Source organism: Paenibacillus sp. FSL R5-0470 (assembly GCF_037975205.1).
Lineage (GTDB): Bacteria > Bacillota > Bacilli > Paenibacillales > Paenibacillaceae > Paenibacillus_AQ.
Genome location: NZ_CP150238.1, coordinates 3581108 through 3601817 on the forward strand (window position 1 = coordinate 3581108; position 20710 = coordinate 3601817).

Here is a 20710-nt window from a genome sequence, read left to right on the forward strand (position 1 = left end):
CGCTTCAATAGGAAATCATCGCATCCTCAACGTCACTTTTCACCTACAGGTTACAAATCACCAGCCAAACAGCATTACTTTATTCACACAAATGTAACACAACTATTTTCGCCGTGTCTAGATACTTTAAAATAAATTAAAAAGTAATGTTCATAAAATAAAAGCGTTTATACTAAACAGATTATAGTAAACAACATGGTCATACTGGATTAGATGGCACGAGGAACATTCTGAAATCATCCAAAAAGAAAAAGAAATATTCATACGGTTTCATAGCATAGTCAGAAAATTGAGCATCAGTCCATCGGTGAACAGACTGGCGCCGGATACGATCAGGACATCAATAGATGCTGTTAATCTCTTGTCATAAATGGCGGTAATTGAGAAGATAAAAGCCGCCACAATTTTAAATCCTTCACCCTTGAAGGAAAGGAATAACTCTAGCAGATTACTATGGAATTTGAGCTGATTACATTGATAAAGCCGAGCAGGCAGCCGTTGAATTTATTTTTGCTCAACCTCATGCTGGCTCAGCGCTCCTTATCTGAATGACCGCATACAGTGAAATGGAGAATTCACAAAGATGTTCCAATTGTCTATTACATGTAGCCTAAGTTCGCGAAATAGCGTAGTGACAAAGGATTCACAAAAATGGTTGTTTTTACCTTGTTATACATTGTACAATGTGTAACGAGCCTGGTGTTCATTATGGTGATCATTTATCAAACTAATAAAAAACCTGGCATTACCTACGCCTACAATAATGAGCCTTCCTGGGACAAGGAAAAACAGCAATCCCGTGCCAAGGTTGTTCAGCTAGCCATGGATATGGGATATCAAGAGGCGAATGCCGACGATACCATTCATATCATTGAACAAAACGCGGTGACTATTAACGAGCGATTTGCCGAAAATTGCAATATATATGTTTGTGGGGTTTGCTTATGGTGAAGAGAATAAAACTTCGTACGCTGTTTATAGGAGGGTGTATTACCCTCTTTTTTCTTGTTTTGCTCGGCAGAGTGTTCTGGATTCAGGTGCTGGATCGTGATTTCTGGCAAACCAAGGCCGCAAAGCAATGGGCCCATACTTCGGTGTTTAAAGCGGTGCGAGGCACGATCGAGGACCGCAACGGCAGGATGCTGGCTAGCGATGTGCCGGCCTACACGGTAGTGGTCAATCCGGAAGTGATTACCGCTCTCAGTATCGGGGAAGAAGTTATCACCGGCCTGCATGAACTGCTCGACAAGCCTGAGGATGAGCTTAAGGCGCTCGTGGAAGCCAAAGACGAGAACGGCAAGTATCTGAAGAACCGGGAGATCCGTAATGAAGGCTGGAAGATAGACCAGGAGCTGCGCGACAAGGTCAACGAGTTCATTGAGAAACTGAAGGATGAACATGACACTCTGGAGACTGGCGTTGGCCTGATTAGGGAGCAGAAGCGCTATTATCCGCAACAAACACTGGCCGCACATATTTTGGGTTATACGGACCGCGATGGCAACGCGGTGATGGGGTTCGAAAAGTATTTTGACAAGCAGCTTAAGGGTGCGGATGGTAAGCTATTCTACCAGAGCGACGCCAAAGGCATCAAGCTGCCTGACTCGGAGGACACTTACCAGCCGGAGGTCAATGGAAGTACTTTCAAGCTGACGATTGATAGCACAATCCAGTATTATATCGAGCAGGCAATGCAGAAGGCCTATGAAGAATATAAACCCAAGAGTATTACGGTAATTGCCGCGGATCCCAGCACCATGGAGATATTGGGGCTAGCGAATATGCCAACCTTTAACCCGAATGAGTTCTGGAAATATGCCTCTGATCCAGGGGTATTCTTCAACCATGCCATCAAAACAAGATTTGAACCAGGCTCCACGTTCAAAATTGTACCTCTTGCAGGAGCGGTGGAGGAGAATTTGTTCGATTCGGACGCAACCTTCATGTCCGGTTCTATCCGCATCAAGGGGTACGGCAAGCCGCTGTATGACCAGAAGAGAAGCGGTTATGGCGAAATCTCCTTCCTAGAAGGCGTGAAGCGGTCAAGTAACGTGGCCTTCGTCAAGCTTGGCTATGAAATGCTCGGTCCGGAAAGGCTGCTGCAATACGTGGATGATTTCGGATTTAACGATCTTACCGGTATTGACCTGCCGGGCGAAATCAGCGGAATCGTCAATCCGACTCCGAATAATGCTTCAGAGAACGCGACGATTGCATTCGGGCACGGCAAAGTGCTTGTTACTCCGATTCAGCAGCTTACTGCCATCTCGGCCATCGCCAACGGCGGAAAACTGATGGTGCCGCACGTGGTCAAGGCGACCACCGATCCGAATACCGGCAAGACTACCGTAACCCAGCCCCAGGTGGTACGTCAGGTCATTTCCGAGGAAAGCGCCAGGGAAACCAGCAGCTATCTGGAGCAGGTCGTTGCAGACCTGGTCCATGGAACCGGCCGCCATGCATACATTGAAGGCTATAGTGTAGCAGGTAAGACCGGTACGGCGATTAAACCCGACGGTAAGGGAGGGTATGACCGCGATAAGGTGCACTCGTCCTTTCTCGGATACGCACCGGCTAATAATCCGAAGATTGTGGTCTATGTCGGCATTGACGAGCCTGCTAATGCTGCTGGCGGTGGTGCTGCGGCGGGGCCGGTGTTTAAAGAGATCGTATCCGAAGCATTGTCTTATATGGGTGTGCCAAAAGTTACATCGGGCGATGGAGGCAGTGTTTCCATATCCGTCAAGAATGCACCATCCGCGCAGCGCTCCGCACCCGATCTGACCGAAAAAAATAATGCCGGCGGCCAGAAAATTGCTGATTGATTAGGGCTTTTATTTTGAAACGGTCGGAGGCTCAATATCTGGACTATGGATTGGTGTCGGAGAACAATAACATAGCCCCATTAGAATCCGCGCCTGGCGCGGTTTTTCTGTTTTATGAGCATCTAAACAAATATTTTTTAGATTGTGTTAATCTGTCTAATAGTGAATTCAATTTAGAGCGAGGGATGTTACTTGAAAAGAAACGTATTATACATTGAAGATAATGAGAAAATAGGCAGCTTTCTAAAAGAAGAATTGGAACAGCGGGGATTTTCAGTTCAGTGGCTGCTTTCTGGTGAAGGAGCTGAAAAAGAAGTAAATCAGCATGAAATCGTTATTTTGGATATCATGTTACCCGGTTTAGACGGATTTACTGTGGGGAAACGATTAAAAAAGGCCGCTCCTGCTGTTCCTATTTTGCTGTTAACAGCTCGAACATCGATAGATGATAAGGTAGAAGGTTTACAATTTGCTGATGATTATTTAACGAAACCATTCCATACGGATGAATTAGTTGCAAGATTAGAAGTACTAATCCGTCGAAGTGGCGGAACACATTCCGAACGCATTTCATTAGGGAATTATATTGAAGTTGATTCAGAAGGCCAAATGGTATTTGACAAACGCACAGGAGAAGAAATTTTATTAACAGCGAAGCAACATCATATTTTAATGTACTTCTTACGCCACCCTAATCAAGTTTTACCAAAAGAACAAATCTATGAAGCCATCTGGGAAGAAACATATATAACTGGCGATAAAACACTAATGGTACATATCCATCGACTGCGTCAAAAGTTGGAACGTCATCCAGATTCCCCAGAGATTATTGAAACGTTGAAGGGAATAGGCTATCGGGTGAAACTATGAAACAGACTAAATCATTATTTCGTCATTTTCTAAAAGGACATTTTCTATTTATCTTTTTGCCTCCAATTATACTTATTTTCTTATCTGCGTTCATTGAATCTCCTATTAATGGTGAAGAGCTGAATGCGTTAAATCTATTTTACGTTGTACTACTTTTGTTTGGTTTTATTATTGTCGCATTTGTTGTAATATCTTGGATTTTCTTCTTAAGACTTCGTAAACGTCTCACCCGCTTACAGGAAGCCATGTCATTTTCAGCTAATCACAACTCATTTCCTAGACCAATATCTGTTCAAAGTGATCGTATGGATGAAATAGACCAGTTAGGCAATTCTTTTAATTGGATGATTCAGCAGCTTGAAGACAGCCGCAAGCGAGAACATGAAGAGGAATTGTTACGACATCGACTCATAGCGAATTTATCACACGACTTACGAACGCCACTTACCATTTTGAGAGGACATGTCACCCGATTAAACAAAGAATCAATGAGTCTAGAAGGACAAAATTCATTAACAGAAATGAATCATACGATTACAAGAGTGGGGGATCTAATGGATGATTTACTTTACTATACATTGCTTACATCAGGGAAACATCCTTTTAGGCCCACTTCAACAGATATTGGACGTTTAGTAAGAGCATCTGTTGCTGCGTGGTATCCTGTATTTGAAGAAAAAGAAATCCAGATCGAGGTTGATTTACCGACAGAGGCGACTTTTTATTGGGAAGCAGATCCTAAATGGATGACACGGGTTCTGGATAATTTATTTCAGAATATTCTTCGTCATGCAGTAGAGGGGAAATATGTAAATATTGTGGTTGATGTAGAAAAAGAACAAATCATTGTTGCAGACAGAGGTCCAGGTATGGATAACTCTTCCTATGAGCGTGGGGCGGGGATTGGTTTATCGACTTCAAATTATATGTTGAAAAAAATGAAGCTGAAAGCTGATTTTACATCAAATGATAGTGGTACAAGAGTAGCTATCGGAAGAGCTTAACCTAAAGTTAACCCAGAAGTAAACAGCATGATAACCGAGATGTAACTTTGCTTCTTTATAATTAGAACCATAACAGAAAGGAAGTGTTATGGTTGCTTACAATTAATAACTTAGTCAAACATCGCGGAACTGGGGAAATCTTATCGGGTATCAGTTTTAAAGCTAGACCAGGTAGAGTAACTGGTTTTTTAGGTCCAAACGGGGCAGGTAAAAGTTCTACACTTCGCATCCTACTTGGATTAGACCGCGCTACCTCAGGGAGCGCACTCATTAATGGAAAGCCATTCGCAGAATTACATAATCCTCTAGCAACAGTAGGTGCCGCACTTGATGGCTTCGGAGCTCATCGTATGCGAACAGGACGGGCACACTTGCGTTGGATTGCTCGTGCCGCAGGATTGTCTAACTCACGTGTCGAGGAAGTTCTGGAAATAGTAGGTCTTACTAATGCCGCTGGGAAAAGAGTTGGGCAGTATTCTCTTGGTATGGGGAGAAGACTGGGAATAGCAGCTGCGCTACTTGGTGATCCAAAAATATTGATTTTAGATGAACCCGTAAATGGGCTCGACCCAGAAGGAATTCGGTGGATTCGGACATTTTTACGTGAACGTGCTGAATCTGGAAATACAGTGTTATTATCCAGTCATCTAATGGGAGAGCTTGCAGAGACGGTTGATGATGTGGTGATTATTAAGCATGGAACCATCGTTGCAGATGGAACATTGGATGAAGTAATAGGTAACCATTCCACGCTGGAGGAAGCCTTTTTTGCCCTGACATCTGAAAATACAGGTGATGTTGTATGAGAGCATTTAACGCGGAACTATCTAAATTGTTCTCCTTACCGGGTATTTGGCTTGCTTTTCTCATTGGAGCGTTTGCACCAGCGCTTATTGCTTCCTTGGACAGCATAGCACAAAAAGAGGAGATTATAGCTGGAGTTAGCACACGGCTATCGGAAGTTGGCTATATCGGGTTAGCTCTTGGTGTGCAAGGCGTTATTATTCTTGGTGTGCTTGCTGTCAGCAGTGAGTATTTGACAGAGAGCAGTGAATCTGGTGGAGGACAACAGATAACAACGAGTTTAACTGTTATTTCATCCCGGTTTCATTTTTTACTGGCAAAAGCAGGTGCTGTGACTGTGATCAGCATACTGCTTTGTATTGTTGCTATTATGACAACTGTGTCAGCAACGTATCTTATCCTTGGTGAATATGCCCCCGCATTTGAATGGTCCAGACTTATCGGTGCAGTTTGTTACTGGACATTCACTGCTCATTTAGCACTTGGAATTACTTTTCTAACTAAGAATGGCATCCTCCCGCTTGCTGTGCTCATAATAAATTCATCCGTTGTATCATTTAGTGTCCTGTTGTATAGGGTTACAAAGTTGGCGTTTTACTTACCAGATAGGGCTGGCGCTGAAATGTTTATGTTTACGGACAACACGTCCACAGGCACTTTATTCGACGGGTTTCACACCCCCTTCACAGGCGGTTTAGTCATGTTTGCCTGGGTACTTGTTGTTTTCATTGTTGCAGCTGTTGTATTCCATAGGAGGGATGTTGCAGCATGAGTGTCTCATCTGGTAGAAAGTTAACACAAATCCTTGGTGCTGAACTGGATAAATTAGTTACATTACCATTGATATGGTTCACTCTTATGGGTACATTCATTCTAAATTTAGTTTTAGCCGCAGCTTTTACTTCTGTTGGTGTACAAGGGGCAACAGGTACGCAAAATATACTGAATATAGGACTTGCTTCTATGGGATATCTTCAAGCAGGGTTCATTATTCTTGGAATCTTAGCTACTTGTTCGGAGTATACTGGTGGACAGATTCGAACTACTTTAATTACGATACCTTGGCGTGGGTTTCAATTATCCACGAAGCATTTGGCATTGGCGATTATAACCATTCCTGTGGCGTTTTTTATTGCTGCATCTGGTGTACTCTATACTTTTATTATGATGAGAGACACAACAGTAGTGATAGAAATAGACACAATGATAACAACATTAATAGGTGCAACGGGCTATCTAACATTAACCACACTTCTCAGTGCAGCTGTAGGTGCTTTATTAAGACGAACCACTCCTGCTTTAGTGGTACTGCTTGGTTATTATTTCATTGTCAGTCCATTGACGAGAGTTTTTCTACCTAGTAATAAAAATTTTTTAAATTATTTTCCGGATACGGCAGGATCTTATATGTATATGCCGTCTTCCTCTGATGAAATAAGTGTCCTTACACCAATGCAAGGGACGAGTATTTCAATGTTATGGACACTGAGCTTTATTACAGTAGCTATTGTATTTTACCGTAAACGAGATGCCTAGTTATAATTATATCTTATTCAACTAACGGGGCAGGATTATCGAAGAAGTAAAGGAGGAGTTTCTGATAGAATTCAAAGTAAATAAAAATTATATTTGGGTATATTTCATAATATTTTACGCCCTATGGTGTATCAGAGAATTATGGTTGGTTCAATATTTAGATTTGATGGAACCCGTTCCAAGAGCTATAACATCAGCCACTATTAAAATAGTTGTTTGGGTCATTCCTGTTATTTTATTAGTTATAATTATGGAAAAAAGTAAACCATTTTCCTATTTACAGTTACATCATAACTTTAGAAAAAGTCTAAAATGGACAGGTTGGGTATCCTTAGCCTTGATACTATTCTATTTTGTAATAAATCTTATCGTTTTAAATAATAATATCGATTTTCAAATAGGATTTAACGGATGGCTTAATACTATTCTATTGGTTGGTATTACTGAGGAAATTGTCTTTAGAGGTTTTTTATTAAGAAAGCTTATGGATTCTTTTAGATTCTGGATAGCAAATACAGTTACAGCTTTACTCTTTGTATCGATTCATTTTCCTATTTGGTTTTATAAAGGTCTGTTTGAATTCCCTTATATACTAAGTTCCATATTAACAGTTTTTGTGTTGGGTATTATATTTGGGTTTGTATATAAGAAAAGTAATTCTCTTTGGTCAGTAATTATTATTCATTCTTTGTATAATTTATTAGTGTTGCTCTTCTACTAGCGGGTGTATACTACGACGACGATTAAACATAGATTCGGATTAAATTCTTAAAAAGGGCAATTAGAAAAAGGCTATCTTTTATTTGTTAAAGATCAGCCTTTATTGTATGCAGAGAAAGAAGAGATATAGAGGTAATCGGACTATATTCTTGGCATCAGACAACAATAGTCGAGGGACAAAAACATGGTCCCAATGAAAGTCGCTATTTTAGTGGCTTTTTTTGTTTTATCGGTACAAGTTCTTGTCCCGATTTCCGATTAGATAAGTATTTACTGCTTACTTTTCTTCATTAATCTAACGGGCAAGTCAGTATATTTTCTGACCAAGACCAAGTATCTTCTTGGGCAAAATAAGCTGTCGAGCACGGAAATGGGCTGGGATAATCAAGGGCAAAGCTAACCTTCGTTTTGACCCGAAAGGTAAAGTCACGCGGGCAGAAATGGCTAAATAGTGTATACGCTGATAAATGATTAAACGACTTAAATTGTAATCCACACAAAGAAAGTCGCCTTAATTTGTGTGGATAATTAATTTAGGTTACGTACAGCCCATTCCTTGGGCGGCAACAAAATATCTGCATGGAATAATGCGATGCCTGTCGGCACCTCTATATAGTCCAACGGTGGTAAAGAATGAGAATGGAAAACTCTATGGGACTAAGCGCAAGATCATTAAGAGACATTGTTTCACGGTTGGCTGTGCTGTCATTCCTTTCTGGAGGAAGCGAAAGAAGGGATCATTAGTGCCGGGAAATTTATGAATGAATTGTATGAGGAACATTAATGCCGGAATGAACAACACGCAAATCTAATCTGTCATTATTTGATGCTGGGTTATCACCTTCATGTTTATTAGATGTATAATCAGGTTGAAAGCTCAGACAACATACGCCCCAGCCTACGATAAGAGCTATAAGGCTGGTTTTTTTTATTTAAAAAACGACATGTAGATTTGCAGAGATAGGTGAAGCAGATCCTAGATTTGCAAGAATTACAAAAAGATAAATTGTTGAGCTGAAAGGTGGAAAAAAGGTGGGAGAAGGAAAAATAAGGAACTGGAATTCCCTGGTGTTTTTCAGTGTGTTGCTTATTTTTATTATTGCAGGATGTTCTACATCCCAAGAGACTCATCAACTCGGGAGAGAGAAGGAGCAGGAATTTGACCAAGGAAGTGGAATGAAATTTTCCAGCCTTTCTGAACAAAAGATCGTGGATTTAGCTAAGATCAGTAAGGTATGGGGAGTGGTGAAATACCATCATCCTAAGGTTGTATCTGGAGATGTAAATTGGGATTATGAGCTGTTTCGGGTGGTGCCCTCTATTTTAGAAGAAAATTCAGATGTGAATTCAATTCTCTATGAGTGGGTTCATTCATTAGGCAGCGAGTCCATTTCTGGAGAGCTTGATGATCAATATCAATTTTCCAAAGATTCCATACAGCTCAGTCCATCTACAGATTGGTCCAAGGATGAAGAATATCTCGGAACAGACTTGAGTCTTGAATTATCGAAGCTTCTGGATTCTAATATTTCAGAACGAGAATATGCATATGTTAGTTTTAAGGAAGATTCATTCTTTCCGTCTATGGGAAATGAAAACCCGTACTCTAATATGAATTTCGATGATACAGGCTACAGGTTGTTAGGTTTATTCCGCTACTGGAATATTATCGAATATTACTATCCGTATAAAGATGTCATCGGAGAAAATTGGGATCGAGTGCTTCTGGAGTTTATCCCTAAAATGATAGATGGATCGGATTATGACTCCTATTTTATGACTTTAGCAGAACTGACAACTAGAATACATGATTCTCATGCATATTTGGTGGGCAAAGATAGAGAGACGATTACTGATTATTTTGGAACGTATCGGCTTCCCGTAAACTTTATCGAAATTAACAATCAGATTGTTATAAATAAAGTAATTAACAAGTGTGGACTTGAGGTCGGAGACATTGTATTAAAAGTAGGAGACAAAAATATAGATGAATTATTAAAAGATAGAAGAAAATATATATCACAGTCGCGAGAAGACACGGCCAGCTTATTTTTTCTTGATTTATTCCGAACTGAACAGAAGAATACGGACGTTACTGTAATTCGGCAGGGAAATAAGATGAACATTAGTGCAGTAGGCAATCAAGAAGACATTAATTTCCTGGTTGATACGAAATCACAAGCAATGGAGAGTGGAGAAATCTACTATATTAATGCTGGTCTTTTGAAAGATGGAGAGATTGATAAAATCATGAAAAAGTGGTGGAACACTAAAGGGCTAATTGTAGATCTTAGAAACTACCCTTCTAGTATACTTACTTATGAATTAGCCAAATATCTGATCGCTTCTGAAAAAGAGTTTGCCACAGTATCGGTCCCCAATCGTGCAATACCCGGTGAATTTTATTACCTTGAGCCTATGGTTTCAGGGAAGCCCCAAGAAACAAATGCCGAGGTTTATAAAGGGAAAGTAGTGATTCTAATCAATGAACATACTGCTAGTCAAGGCGAGTTTACAACGATGTCTCTTAGAAATACAGATAACTCCATAGTTCTCGGTAGGCCGTCTGCTGGAACTGATGGTGATATACGTATCATTATGCTTCCAGGAAAAATAAAAACCGCTATAAGTGGACTCGGCATATTTAATCCAGATAAAAACCCAACGCAAAGAATAGGATTGCAGCCAGATATTCGTCTTGATCCTACCATTGAAGGGATTATGGAAGGCAGAGACGAGTATATTGAGAGAGCTGTTGAATTAATTAAAGGTGGTTATTAATTATGAAAGTGTATTTGGAATATAAATGAACATCTATACACTTCCGGGGCCTGATTTTTTTAGGGAGGAATGAGTTGAAGAGTAGACGGGTCATATTAATCAGCTTAATTATACTTTGTTCCGATGTAAGAGGACAAGAACATATGCCTATTGAAATCCACGCTGAGCGCGGTTTTATTAATTTATAGGTACAAGTTCTTGTCCTTTGCTCGAGAGAAGAACTTGTACCTATTGCCGAAAATGGACAAGAACATGATCCTATTGCCACGAGCCTTAGTTTGGTAAAGTTAAACCATTCCTATGGGAATCACGAATTGGTACGAGAGATTTTGGAGCGATATCCAAATAGGCGTAACCAGTACTTCATCAAATACTGAAGAATTTTTCGGCGTTTTCTAAGAAAAGCATGTAAGTTAACAAGAATGTTGTACGAATAATATCCGCGATAATCGCGGTATTATCGGAATATATTCTTGTCATTTCTCATTGTCAAGATTATTTCCCGAATACGCTTGAGACTAAGAATTTTTTCCATTTTCCAATAGATAGATTAAAATTGTTCTATTACGCTTTATAAGACAAGAATGCTAGAGAGAGTAGCATTTGCATTGGTCTTACGATGGCTCACAGCATTAAACCAAAAAAGATGGAGATATTCATGTCCAGAGTGGATGAATAAAGGCATGATTTCGGATTCGATTTTACAAACAAATCATTTAATGAGCGTTTAAGTGACTAAAATGTCACTTCAATGTCACTTTAATGTCATTTTGGGAAGATATACTAAACCCATTGATGAATTATTAAAGGAGATATTATGGAAGTGAAATTACGGAAACTCCTCTTTGTAGGAACATTTTTGTACACGCTGTTGATATTATATTTTATGTTTTTTGCTTTCAGTAGATTAGATCATTGGAACAACGATTATGGATACACATTTATACTTGTTCCAGAAGGAGTTCCACTTCGATTTCCAAAACTAACTTTTTCATGGGTATACAACTTTGGAAACATTGCTGCCTTTATCCCTTTTGGAGTAGTAATTCCTCTGTTGTATCGTTCCAGTTTTGGGAAGTTCATATCCTTTTTTGTCTTGACGATTCTCGTTCTGGAAACGATGCAGGCTTTAACTCATCTTGGCAGCTTTGATGTAGATGATGTTATATCCAATACATTAGGTGCAGCGATAGGATTTATCGCCTATAAAGTTGGATGTTCTTCTAAAATTTCTTATAAAAAGCTTATTGTTTCAGCCCTATCTATTGGTGTTCTTCTAGTTGGAGTAATCGTGATCTCGGAAACCATCAATTATGTTGTAGCGAAAAGAGAAAGCCCAATTCAAGCATTACACGATGTGAAAGAAATGAATGGAACCATGCCTATGACTGAAAATCTTCCAAGTTTCACCGTAGCAGACAAGAAAATAGAACCCAAAATGAACGTGTATTACAGTGAAGGGGATAAAAGAAAATCATACACCTACATCTTAGGGAACAAAAAAGATGTGACGTTCTATTCTTATTTTGGCATTCCAGACAAGGGAGATTCCAAGGGAGAACTCACTATATTGGTAGATGGAAACCAAAGAGTTCATTATCAGTACAATGAACAATATAATAATGAAGCAGAACCTTTAAACATACCATTTTATGACAAGGTGAATGAAATTACGATTATCGTTTCCGGGAACGCTAAACTATGGGATGTTGGATTCAGTGAAATGAAGCATTGGTGGGAGTGAAGAACAAACACGCAACATATAGAAACCGCGATAATTGCGGCAAGGCTGTCAAGAAAGTCTCGACAGCTTTTTTTATATCATAATCATTTAATACAGTACCACGTTAATGTTGCTGAATGATTGTCCAATACGTTTCGTTGCGTCCGCTCGTGATACGTCCCGGACCACCTAAGAGTATGAGAGTACACCAAGCTGGACGCGATTCAGGGCTAAGCGTATATTTTCGTTAAAATGTTGGCGGGTTCCCAACTATAGGATTCTGTGCATATAAGATCTGACCTACAAAATTGGCTTCAAGCAATATATGACCAGGGCAAGAAACATAATAATTAAAATGATCATAGGGAGTTGCGAAAATGAAATCTTGCTAAAACATCTAAGGCCGGATGTCGTTTTGTTTACTTCTCCAAATAAAAAGGATCATGTTGTTGATACTTTTGTTTTAAGAACATTGAATGCTGTATATAAAAATAGCTACAAAGATGTTTCTATGCATATTCGTGAGATGTGAGTGACTTTTTTAAGATTTGATGTCCATTCCAAAAATTGTAGATAAGAAGTTGGAATATTTGAGGGCGATTTTAGCTTTTGACGATTTATCAAGGTTCCATCTTTTTATATAAAGGAGGGAGAGTGCACTCGACAAATGGGAGAACAGCCTGATACGCAATGTCTACAACCTTAATATTGTCCGAAGGTTATCGATTGACGGGAATGATCAAATAGGGTTACACGCATGTTCCGTTACGGCCAATTCGTCGCAACCAGCCTCCAATTATGTCCCGGCCAATGTTGTGGACGGCGCCCCTGCGCCGCAGTGGTTTGAGGACAGTGGAGACACCCCCGACTGGGAAAGACAGGCTGTTTCCTTGGCGTCTGCCGCGGGACCATTTCATGCCAGACGATAAAGCTACGTGGCGGATGTGGTGACGGTACTGCTGAGAATGTTGAATCTTAGGGAGTTGAATCGATTATGAAAGCTTTAATTATTTCGGATATTCACAGCAACGTCAAAGCGCTGGAATCGATCCGCAAGGCAGAATCCGACTGTGACGTGATTTATTGCGCAGGAGATCTTGTAGACTACGGGCCTTTCCCGCGGGAAGTTATCGAATGGGTGCATAAGAACGATGCGAATTGTGTTCGCGGTAACCATGACGACATTATTATCGACCTGTACCGAAACGGCAATAGCGGTCACGATGTGGCGGAGGATGAGATCAAGTGGGCGCATTACAATGCAAGGCTGCTCGGCGAAGCGGAAATTTCCTTCCTCGAAAGCATACCGGTCTACCGCACATTCGAGATGGACGGCTATAGCTATACAATGCAACATCTGTACGAAAACTATTTAACGATTGATAGCTTGCCCAAGTACGATGCTTTCTGGGCGGAACGCAACGTCAGGACAATTGGGGCCAAAGAAGATCGCCGCATTATTTTGGGACATACACATCGCAGATGCATTCATTATTTGAGTGACGACAGTTTGTGGCTGAATCCGGGAAGCGTGTCCTACCGCCGTCGCGACGATCCATCGAAAGAAGCGCACTATTTCACGATTACTGATGGCAAAATAGCGATGAAAAGTCTTGTCTATGACCGCACGCCTTTGCTCGAAGCGGCACAAAAGTTGCTGTTGAAAGAAGAAGAGATGAAGGTTGCGTACTTCTTTTTTGGGTAAGCGAACGGCAGAGCAAGCAACAACAATGGGGACGTATCCACGATTTGGTGTCGGGATACGTCCTTTCTCATTTATAGTACACAGGCAGGTTGCGATTAACAGCTGGCAAGGAGGTAATTCCCACTCATTTTGCGCCTCAGTTTACATTTTTATGATTGCTTCATTTTTTTACACTATGGCATGGGAAACGTATCTTTCATAATAGAGGTTGTGAAGTTGCGGATATGATCCTGAAGAGGCTGCAGTTCATATCCGCCTATTCTATAGGAAGCAGGTGGGAAAATGACTACTATTTATTGGGTATCGAGTAGCGACGAGTTGGCGGCAGCCATTGGCCGGGCAGAACCTGGTTCTTCGATCTTGTTGGCAGACGGCGTTTACGAACGGAATGAAGATTATATTATTGAAGGCAAAGTAGGATCGGACACCGCAATATTAAGCATTCGCGCTGTAAATAAAGGAAAAGCGACGATCGCTGGAGAATCAAGTATACGCATCTTGAACTCTGCTTATGTAGAGGTATGGGGACTGCATTTCCAGGTCGGGCAGCGCGAATCTATCATTCTGGACGGTTCGCGGCATGTGAGGATTGCGCGGAATAGATTTGAGCCGCGACAGGTTGGGGCGGAGTATAGCCTGCTGTCAGTGCTGGGAAGCGGCAGCGGCTGGAACCGGATCGAACGCAACGAGTTCGGGCCAAAGGCCGACCTCGGACCGCTCGTTGTTTTTGATGGCGACGGTGAACAAATCTCGCAGCATGATGTCATTGAATATAATTATTTTCATCATATAGGCCCGCGTGTCGTCAATGGGCTTGAAGCGATCCGGCTCGGCCTGTCCGGCATCTCTCTCTCGAACGGCTATATTACCATTCAACACAACCTGTTTGAAAATTGCGACGGAGAGCCCGAGATTATTTCGGTAAAAAGCTGCTATAATACAGTTCGGTACAACACGTTCCTTAACTCCGCCGGCCAAGTGACAGCGCGTCACGGACATGGAAATCGCTTTCATAATAATGTATTTATCGGCGATGGCGTGAAGGAAGAAATGGGCGGATTTCGCATTTACGGAAACGACCATCACATTTTTGAAAACTATATGGAAAACTTGACGTTGGATGCGCTGCTCATTGACGGCGGTACATACGATGGCGGATCGGACGGCTATCCCGAGGCGCCGACGCAGGAGGAACTGAGGAAACATTGGCGTGTCTATCGCGCCAGTGTAGTGAATAATACGATTGTCAATTGTCGTCACGGCATTACGCTCGGCAAGCGGATTCCTTATGCGCCGGAGCAATGTGTAATCGCTTACAATCGAATAAGCGGCAAGGAGCAGCCGGCCATCTATGAATACCGGCCGTCTACGGCGGTTTGTATTAACAATCATAAAGCGGATGTCGCGGATATTCGTTGTCCGGCTATTCTGACAAGAATTGATGTCGGTCCCGACTCCGAATAAAACTAACATGGAGGAGAACCTATGGCCCAAACTCGAAACCGGTGGACAATCTATCTGAAGCAGCTCCGGCATAAAAATCGCAGCGTATACATGACCTGGATGCTTTCCTACGTCTCGGTGCTGCTCGTGCCCATTCTGATCAGCGGCGTTATATACGGCGCGACGCTGAACGTTGTAAAGGCTGAAATTAACCGTGCCAACCAATCTATTCTTCTTCAGATGGAGCAAGCCATAGATAGCCAGTTCAAAGGAATCGAGAATCTAAGCCTCGAGGTGAGCCTCAATAGGCGAATCGCAGCATTTATTTCGGCCGATACCAATCTGTCTGATTCGGACCACTACGATGTATACCAAATCGCTAATGATTTGCGCGTATACGAAATCGCTAACGATTTTCTTGAAGGTATTTATATTTACTACAAAAATAGCGATACGGTCATCGCCCGCAACAACCGTATGAACATCGAAGCGTTATACGACCATATTCGCCTTGAAGAGCATATGCCCTTCCAGTCGTTACGAGAATATTTTGACCAAGGGTACATTAAAGGCTACCACTCCGTTGTTGTGTCTGAAGAGAATGAGTGGCGGCCAACGGTCATGTATGCCCAAAATGTGAACTCAACAATCATGAATCAACCTGGAGCTGTCTTGCTGTTCATGATTGACCGCAGTAAGCTGCTAGAGCAAGCTTCGGCGCCTGAGAAAGGTACGATCTTTATTCTGGATAAAGACAACCGGTTCATTGCGTCTACGGGCGATTCGCTGTCGGAACCTGCTCTATTATACAGCGATATGTCGAAAGAATCGGGGCAACTTGAGATCGAGACTGACGGTCACCGGCTTGTTGCATCCTACACAACCTCATCCATTACGGGATGGAAATATGTGATGACGCTGCCGGCGAACGTATATCACCAGAAAATGAACGTGGTAGAGCAATTGACGATCGCCAGCATCTTGCTTTGCCTTATTGTTGGCGGTGGCGTGACATATTGGCTCCTCAAACGGAACTACCTACCGATCCATGCACTGATCCAGAGCTTGTCGTTCAAGGCGGGCTTTACCTTTGATCGCGGCTCCAATGAATACTCCTTTCTGGAGCAAGCGCTGAGCAGCACCTTCCATGAGAAGGAGGAGCTTCATTACAAACTGAATCAGCATAACAATACACTCAGATCGCACTTTTTGCAGCGGCTGCTGAAGGGGCAACTCGACAGCCATATCCCGTTGCACGAATCTTTCTCAGCCTATGATCTGCGTTTCCCGCTGGGCGGATTTTCTGTTATTTTGCTGCGCATCGAGCACTTCGGCAAGTTCCATCGGAAGGATGAGGATCAGGTCCATAATAAGCGGTTGCTGCACTTCCTGATCGCCAACGTGGTCGAGGAGGTCGCACGAAAGTCAGTAAACGCCTATGCGGTAGAGCTGGACCAGGAGTTGCTCGCCTGCATCGTCAACCATCAACTTGCATCGCCGACGGAACAGCGGGGGGAGCTGGGGCACATCGCGGAAGAAACGATGTCGTTCATCTCCAATCATACTCATGTACAGTTGACCTCTGCCATCAGCGCGCAACAGGAGGGCGAATATGGCATCTTCCAGGCGTTCCAGGAAGCAATCGAGGCGATGGAATACCGAATCATTGTAGGTAGCGGGGGCATTATTCATTATGGGGACCTGAGCGGTAACGACAACCTAGGGGCTGCTCCAGGTGGTTATTTTTATCCGCTCAAGGTCGAGCAGCAATTGATCGTTATGGTTCGCGAAGGGCAGCTCGATAAGGCAAAAGCGTTCGTCGGGGAGATCATTCAGAAAAATGTGACGAAGGAGTCGTTTCCTTTTCATACTGCCAAATGTCTCATGTTCGATCTAATGGCTACGCTGCAAAAAGTAATCGGCGAAATCCGCATCGCGGGCAAGCCGGATATGCCTGACGGAGTGCGCGCCATCGAACGCCTGATGCAATGCCAGACGGTAGGGGAGATGCGCAGCCAGCTTTACGATATGCTAGAGCTTCTGTGCGGCTACGTTAATAATAACCGCGAATACTGCAGCAATCCGCTAATCGATAAGGTCATGAAATATGTCAACGAGTATTACCAGGACGAGAACCTGAACATTTCGATGATCGGGGAAGCCTTCTCCATGACGCCGTCGTATGTTTCCAAACTGTTCAAGGAACTTGCCGGCGAATCTCTGCTCGATTATATTAACAAGACCCGGCTGGTGCAGGCCAAATTGCTGCTTATCGGCGGGAAATATACGGTCAGCGAAATATCGCTGAAGGTTGGTTACAACGATGTGAATACCTTCCACCGCATATTCAAAAAATTTGAAGGAATAACGCCCGGGCGCTACAGGGAAGTCAAGTAGCTCTAGGGCTTTTCTTTTCAAGAAAAAGTAGCAAACATACGGTTTTGTTACCCTCATTTTTGAGAAATTGCAGTATATTTTAGGTTTTAACGATAGCTTGCGGCACCGGATTAACGATATGTTGAAAGCGTATTCACACCAACTTATTCGAGACGAAAAGAACGGAGGGCACAATGGCGAAAAATCGTAACGTCAAGACTCATAAGAGGCTGCAGCTCACACTGGGGATCGCAATGGTACTTTCATTGTTGTTAACCGCATGCTCCAGTAATGGGGGCTCTGGAAACAAGGATAAGACAGAGCCGACTCAAAGCGCCGTCAGCAATAAGGGCGGCGATGGCGTAAGCAAAGGCAACGAGGGATCGGATATGCCGGTGTATCCGCTGGATACGAAAGATACTTTCTCATACTGGGCTCCAATCAACGGAAACCTGATTACATTTACAACGAATCTGGCGGAAGCGCCGATCGGGAAGGCGATTGCAGAAGCTACCGGCGTGAAAGTGAACTACATCCATCCGACCGAAAGTCAAGCTGAAGAACAGTTTAATTTGCTGCTGGCTTCCAGCAAGCTGCCGGATGTGCTGGAGTACGACTGGAGTATTTATCCGGGTGGACCGGAAAAGGCGATTTCAGACGGGGTTATCGTACCGCTAAACGATTTGATCGACCAATATGCGCCTAACCTGAAGAAGATGCTGGAAGCTAATCCAGAGCTGGATAAAATGGTGAAGACCGACAGTGGCCAATATTACGTCTTCCCGATGGTGCGAAACGAGGAAGGATTAGTCTTCCGCGGACCAATGCTGCGCAAAGATTGGTTGGATGAGCTAGGGCTGCAATTGCCTGTAACGATAGACGATTGGCATAAGGTTCTGACGGCGTTCAAAGAGAAAAAAGGCGCCGTAGCACCGCTGACGGCGCTATACGCGAACAAAATGAATTTGCAGGACGCGTTCTTCGGCGCATACAAAACATCGCACGGCTTCTATATTGACGACCTAGGCAAAGTGAAATACGGTCCGTTAGATCCGCAATACAAGGATGTTATGACGCTGTTCCGCCAGTGGTATTCCGAAGGGCTGATTGATAAAGACTTCCCGATCGTCGAACGCGATACGCTGGATAAGCGGCTTCTGAACGGTGAGTCCGGCGCGACTGTTTTCCTGCTGGGCGGCGGCATGGGCAAATGGCTGGAGTCCGGTAAAGCCCAAAATCCGGCTTTTGATCTTGTAGCGGCTCCTTATCCGGTATTGAAAGCAGGCGAAAAACCGTTCACCGGACAGCGCGATTTCAAATATAACCCGAAAGCAAGCGCGGCCGTGACGACATCGGCGAAAGACCTAGAAACGATCGTAAAATGGCTGGACTTCGCATTTAGCGAGCAAGGAACCATGATGTACAACTTCGGCGTTGAAGGCGAAAGCTACACGATGGACAACGGCGTTCCGAAATTTACTGATATGATCGTAAAAAACGATAAGTACACTTCACAGCAGATGTTGGCGCAGTATACGGTTCCGAACGGTCCATTTCCGATGCATGAGCAAAAAACGACCAACACGTTCCCACAACAGGACGAGGCGGTCCAGATTTGGTCGGAGACCGATGCGGCGAAACATATTTTGCCCGCGTTCATTACGCCTACTGTAGATGAGAGCAAGAAGGTAGCGCAGACGATGACGGCAATCAACACGTATCTGGAAGAAATGTTCATCAAATTTGTAATGGGCAACGAGCCGCTCGACAAGTTCGACAGCTTTGTGAAGCAGCTGGAAGATATGGGGATTCGTGATGTAATCGACATCTATCAAGGCGCTTTGGATCGCTACAACAACAGATAACTCCATGTATCGTCCCACGGCTGGCTGCAGGCTGCCGTGGGGCAAGGGAATGGTGCAGCCATCCCCTGCTGATAATTCTGGATTTGGATAGGAGGAGTAGGAGATGGCTCAATTGAAGCTGGGACGCAGCAAAGTCACGCATGCCGGTCGTCTGCCGCTTAATATTGCGAAAGACATGGTTAAGAACAAGTATTTGTACATGATGCTTACTCCTGTTTTGTTATATTTCATTATTTTTCATTATTTCCCGATGTACGGTTCGATTATTGCGTTCAAGGATTTTAACCCCCGGCTTGGGATCGGGGGCAGCGCGTGGGTAGGACTTGAGCATTTCAAAGACTTTTTTGGCGGTATGTATTTTTGGCGGGTGTTAAAAAACACTCTGATGATTAGCTTGTACGATCTCATTTTCGGTTTTCCCGCTCCGCTTATTCTCGCCTTGTTGCTTAATGAGGTGAAAAATGCACTGTTCAAGCGTTCGGTTCAGACGATTACTTATTTGCCGCATTTTATTTCGCTTGTCATTATTTGCGGCATGATCAAAGATTTTACGAGCAGTGACGGCGTCATTAACGATATTATCGCATTTTTCGGTGGTGAGCGGGTTACGATGCTGCTGGAGCCGTCTTTTTTCCGGACAATCTTCGTTTCGTCGAATATATGGCAGCATATAGGCTGGGGTACAATTATTTATTTGGCCGCGCTGTCTGCGATCGATCTCGAGCAATATGAAGCTTGCAAGATCGACGGGGGTGGACGCTGGAAGCAGATGCTTCATATTACCCTACCCGGTCTGCTTCCCGTTTTCGTTATATTGCTCATCCTGAACATTGGCCGAATTATGAGCGTTGGCTTCGAGAAAGTTATTCTGTTGTACAACCCGACCACTTATGTGACAGGGGATGTCATTTCCTCGTATGTGTACCGGATCGGGCTTCAAGATTTTCAATTCAGTTTCAGCTCCGCTGTCGGATTGTTCAACTCCGTGATTAACTTCGCGCTTGTTATCGGCTCCAACTGGATAAGCCGGAAGTTGAACAATACGGGTTTGTGGTAGA

16 protein-coding genes are annotated in these 20710 nt (G+C 43.1%); 15 read left to right on the forward strand and 1 reads right to left on the reverse strand.

What is annotated here, in order from left to right:
- Nucleotides 1-270: 270 nt before the first annotated feature.
- Complete coding sequence (locus MKY99_RS15605; RefSeq protein ID WP_339264839.1) at nt 271-402, reverse strand: hypothetical protein; 132 nt, start codon at nt 400-402, stop codon at nt 271-273.
- A 264-nt stretch (nt 403-666) separates the two neighbouring features.
- Here MKY99_RS15605 and MKY99_RS15610 point away from each other — a divergent pair, with 264 nt between their 5' ends.
- The 15 genes from MKY99_RS15610 to MKY99_RS15680 all read left to right on the forward strand — a co-directional run bounded on the left by MKY99_RS15610 (nt 667) and on the right by MKY99_RS15680 (nt 20709).
- Nucleotides 667-951 (forward strand): hypothetical protein, encoded by a 285-nt coding sequence (locus MKY99_RS15610; protein WP_339264841.1) that lies wholly within the window; start codon nt 667-669, stop codon nt 949-951.
- A complete protein-coding gene (locus MKY99_RS15615; RefSeq protein WP_339264843.1) occupies nt 945-2825 on the forward strand; it encodes a penicillin-binding transpeptidase domain-containing protein in 1881 nt (626 codons plus the stop codon). Before MKY99_RS15610 ends, MKY99_RS15615 begins: the two co-directional genes overlap by 7 nt.
- Nucleotides 2826-3017: 192 nt before the next feature.
- Nucleotides 3018-3695, forward strand: a complete 678-nt coding sequence (locus MKY99_RS15620; RefSeq protein WP_339264845.1) for a response regulator transcription factor — start codon at nt 3018-3020, stop codon at nt 3693-3695.
- Nucleotides 3692-4699 carry a HAMP domain-containing sensor histidine kinase gene (locus MKY99_RS15625; RefSeq protein WP_339264847.1) on the forward strand — a complete coding sequence of 336 codons (1008 nt, stop codon included), beginning with the start codon at nt 3692-3694 and terminating at the stop codon, nt 4697-4699. The genes MKY99_RS15620 and MKY99_RS15625 overlap by 4 nt, the downstream gene beginning before the upstream one ends.
- A 92-nt stretch (nt 4700-4791) precedes the next feature.
- Nucleotides 4792-5505: an ATP-binding cassette domain-containing protein gene (locus MKY99_RS15630; protein WP_339264849.1), complete on the forward strand. Its 714-nt coding sequence runs from the start codon at nt 4792-4794 to the stop codon at nt 5503-5505.
- Nucleotides 5502-6275: an ABC transporter permease gene (locus tag MKY99_RS15635; RefSeq protein ID WP_339264851.1), complete on the forward strand. Its 774-nt coding sequence runs from the start codon at nt 5502-5504 to the stop codon at nt 6273-6275. The genes MKY99_RS15630 and MKY99_RS15635 overlap by 4 nt, the downstream gene beginning before the upstream one ends.
- Entirely contained in the window at nt 6272-7039 is a 768-nt protein-coding gene (locus tag MKY99_RS15640) for an ABC transporter permease (RefSeq protein ID WP_339264853.1), read from the forward strand. The genes MKY99_RS15635 and MKY99_RS15640 overlap by 4 nt, the downstream gene beginning before the upstream one ends.
- 166 nt (nt 7040-7205) lie before the next feature.
- Nucleotides 7206-7760 (forward strand): CPBP family intramembrane glutamic endopeptidase, encoded by a 555-nt coding sequence (locus MKY99_RS15645; RefSeq protein ID WP_339271667.1) that lies wholly within the window; start codon nt 7206-7208, stop codon nt 7758-7760.
- A 1031-nt stretch (nt 7761-8791) separates the two neighbouring features.
- On the forward strand, nt 8792-10540 hold the full coding sequence (locus MKY99_RS15650; protein ID WP_339264855.1) for a S41 family peptidase: 1749 nt from the start codon (nt 8792-8794) through the stop codon (nt 10538-10540).
- A gap of 817 nt (nt 10541-11357) precedes the next feature.
- Entirely contained in the window at nt 11358-12284 is a 927-nt protein-coding gene (locus tag MKY99_RS15655) for a VanZ family protein (protein WP_339264857.1), read from the forward strand.
- A gap of 973 nt (nt 12285-13257) precedes the next feature.
- A complete protein-coding gene (locus MKY99_RS15660) occupies nt 13258-13968 on the forward strand; it encodes a metallophosphoesterase family protein (RefSeq protein WP_339264859.1) in 711 nt (236 codons plus the stop codon).
- Between the two features lie 282 nt (nt 13969-14250).
- Nucleotides 14251-15432, forward strand: coding sequence for a polysaccharide lyase 6 family protein (locus tag MKY99_RS15665; RefSeq protein WP_339264861.1), 1182 nt, complete (start codon nt 14251-14253; stop codon nt 15430-15432).
- Between the two features lie 21 nt (nt 15433-15453).
- Nucleotides 15454-17808 (forward strand): AraC family transcriptional regulator, encoded by a 2355-nt coding sequence (locus MKY99_RS15670; protein WP_339264863.1) that lies wholly within the window; start codon nt 15454-15456, stop codon nt 17806-17808.
- Between the two features lie 173 nt (nt 17809-17981).
- Entirely contained in the window at nt 17982-19652 is a 1671-nt protein-coding gene (locus tag MKY99_RS15675; protein ID WP_339264865.1) for an extracellular solute-binding protein, read from the forward strand.
- A gap of 103 nt (nt 19653-19755) precedes the next feature.
- Nucleotides 19756-20709: an ABC transporter permease subunit gene (locus MKY99_RS15680; protein ID WP_042188470.1), complete on the forward strand. Its 954-nt coding sequence runs from the start codon at nt 19756-19758 to the stop codon at nt 20707-20709.
- Nucleotide 20710: the final 1 nt, after the last annotated feature.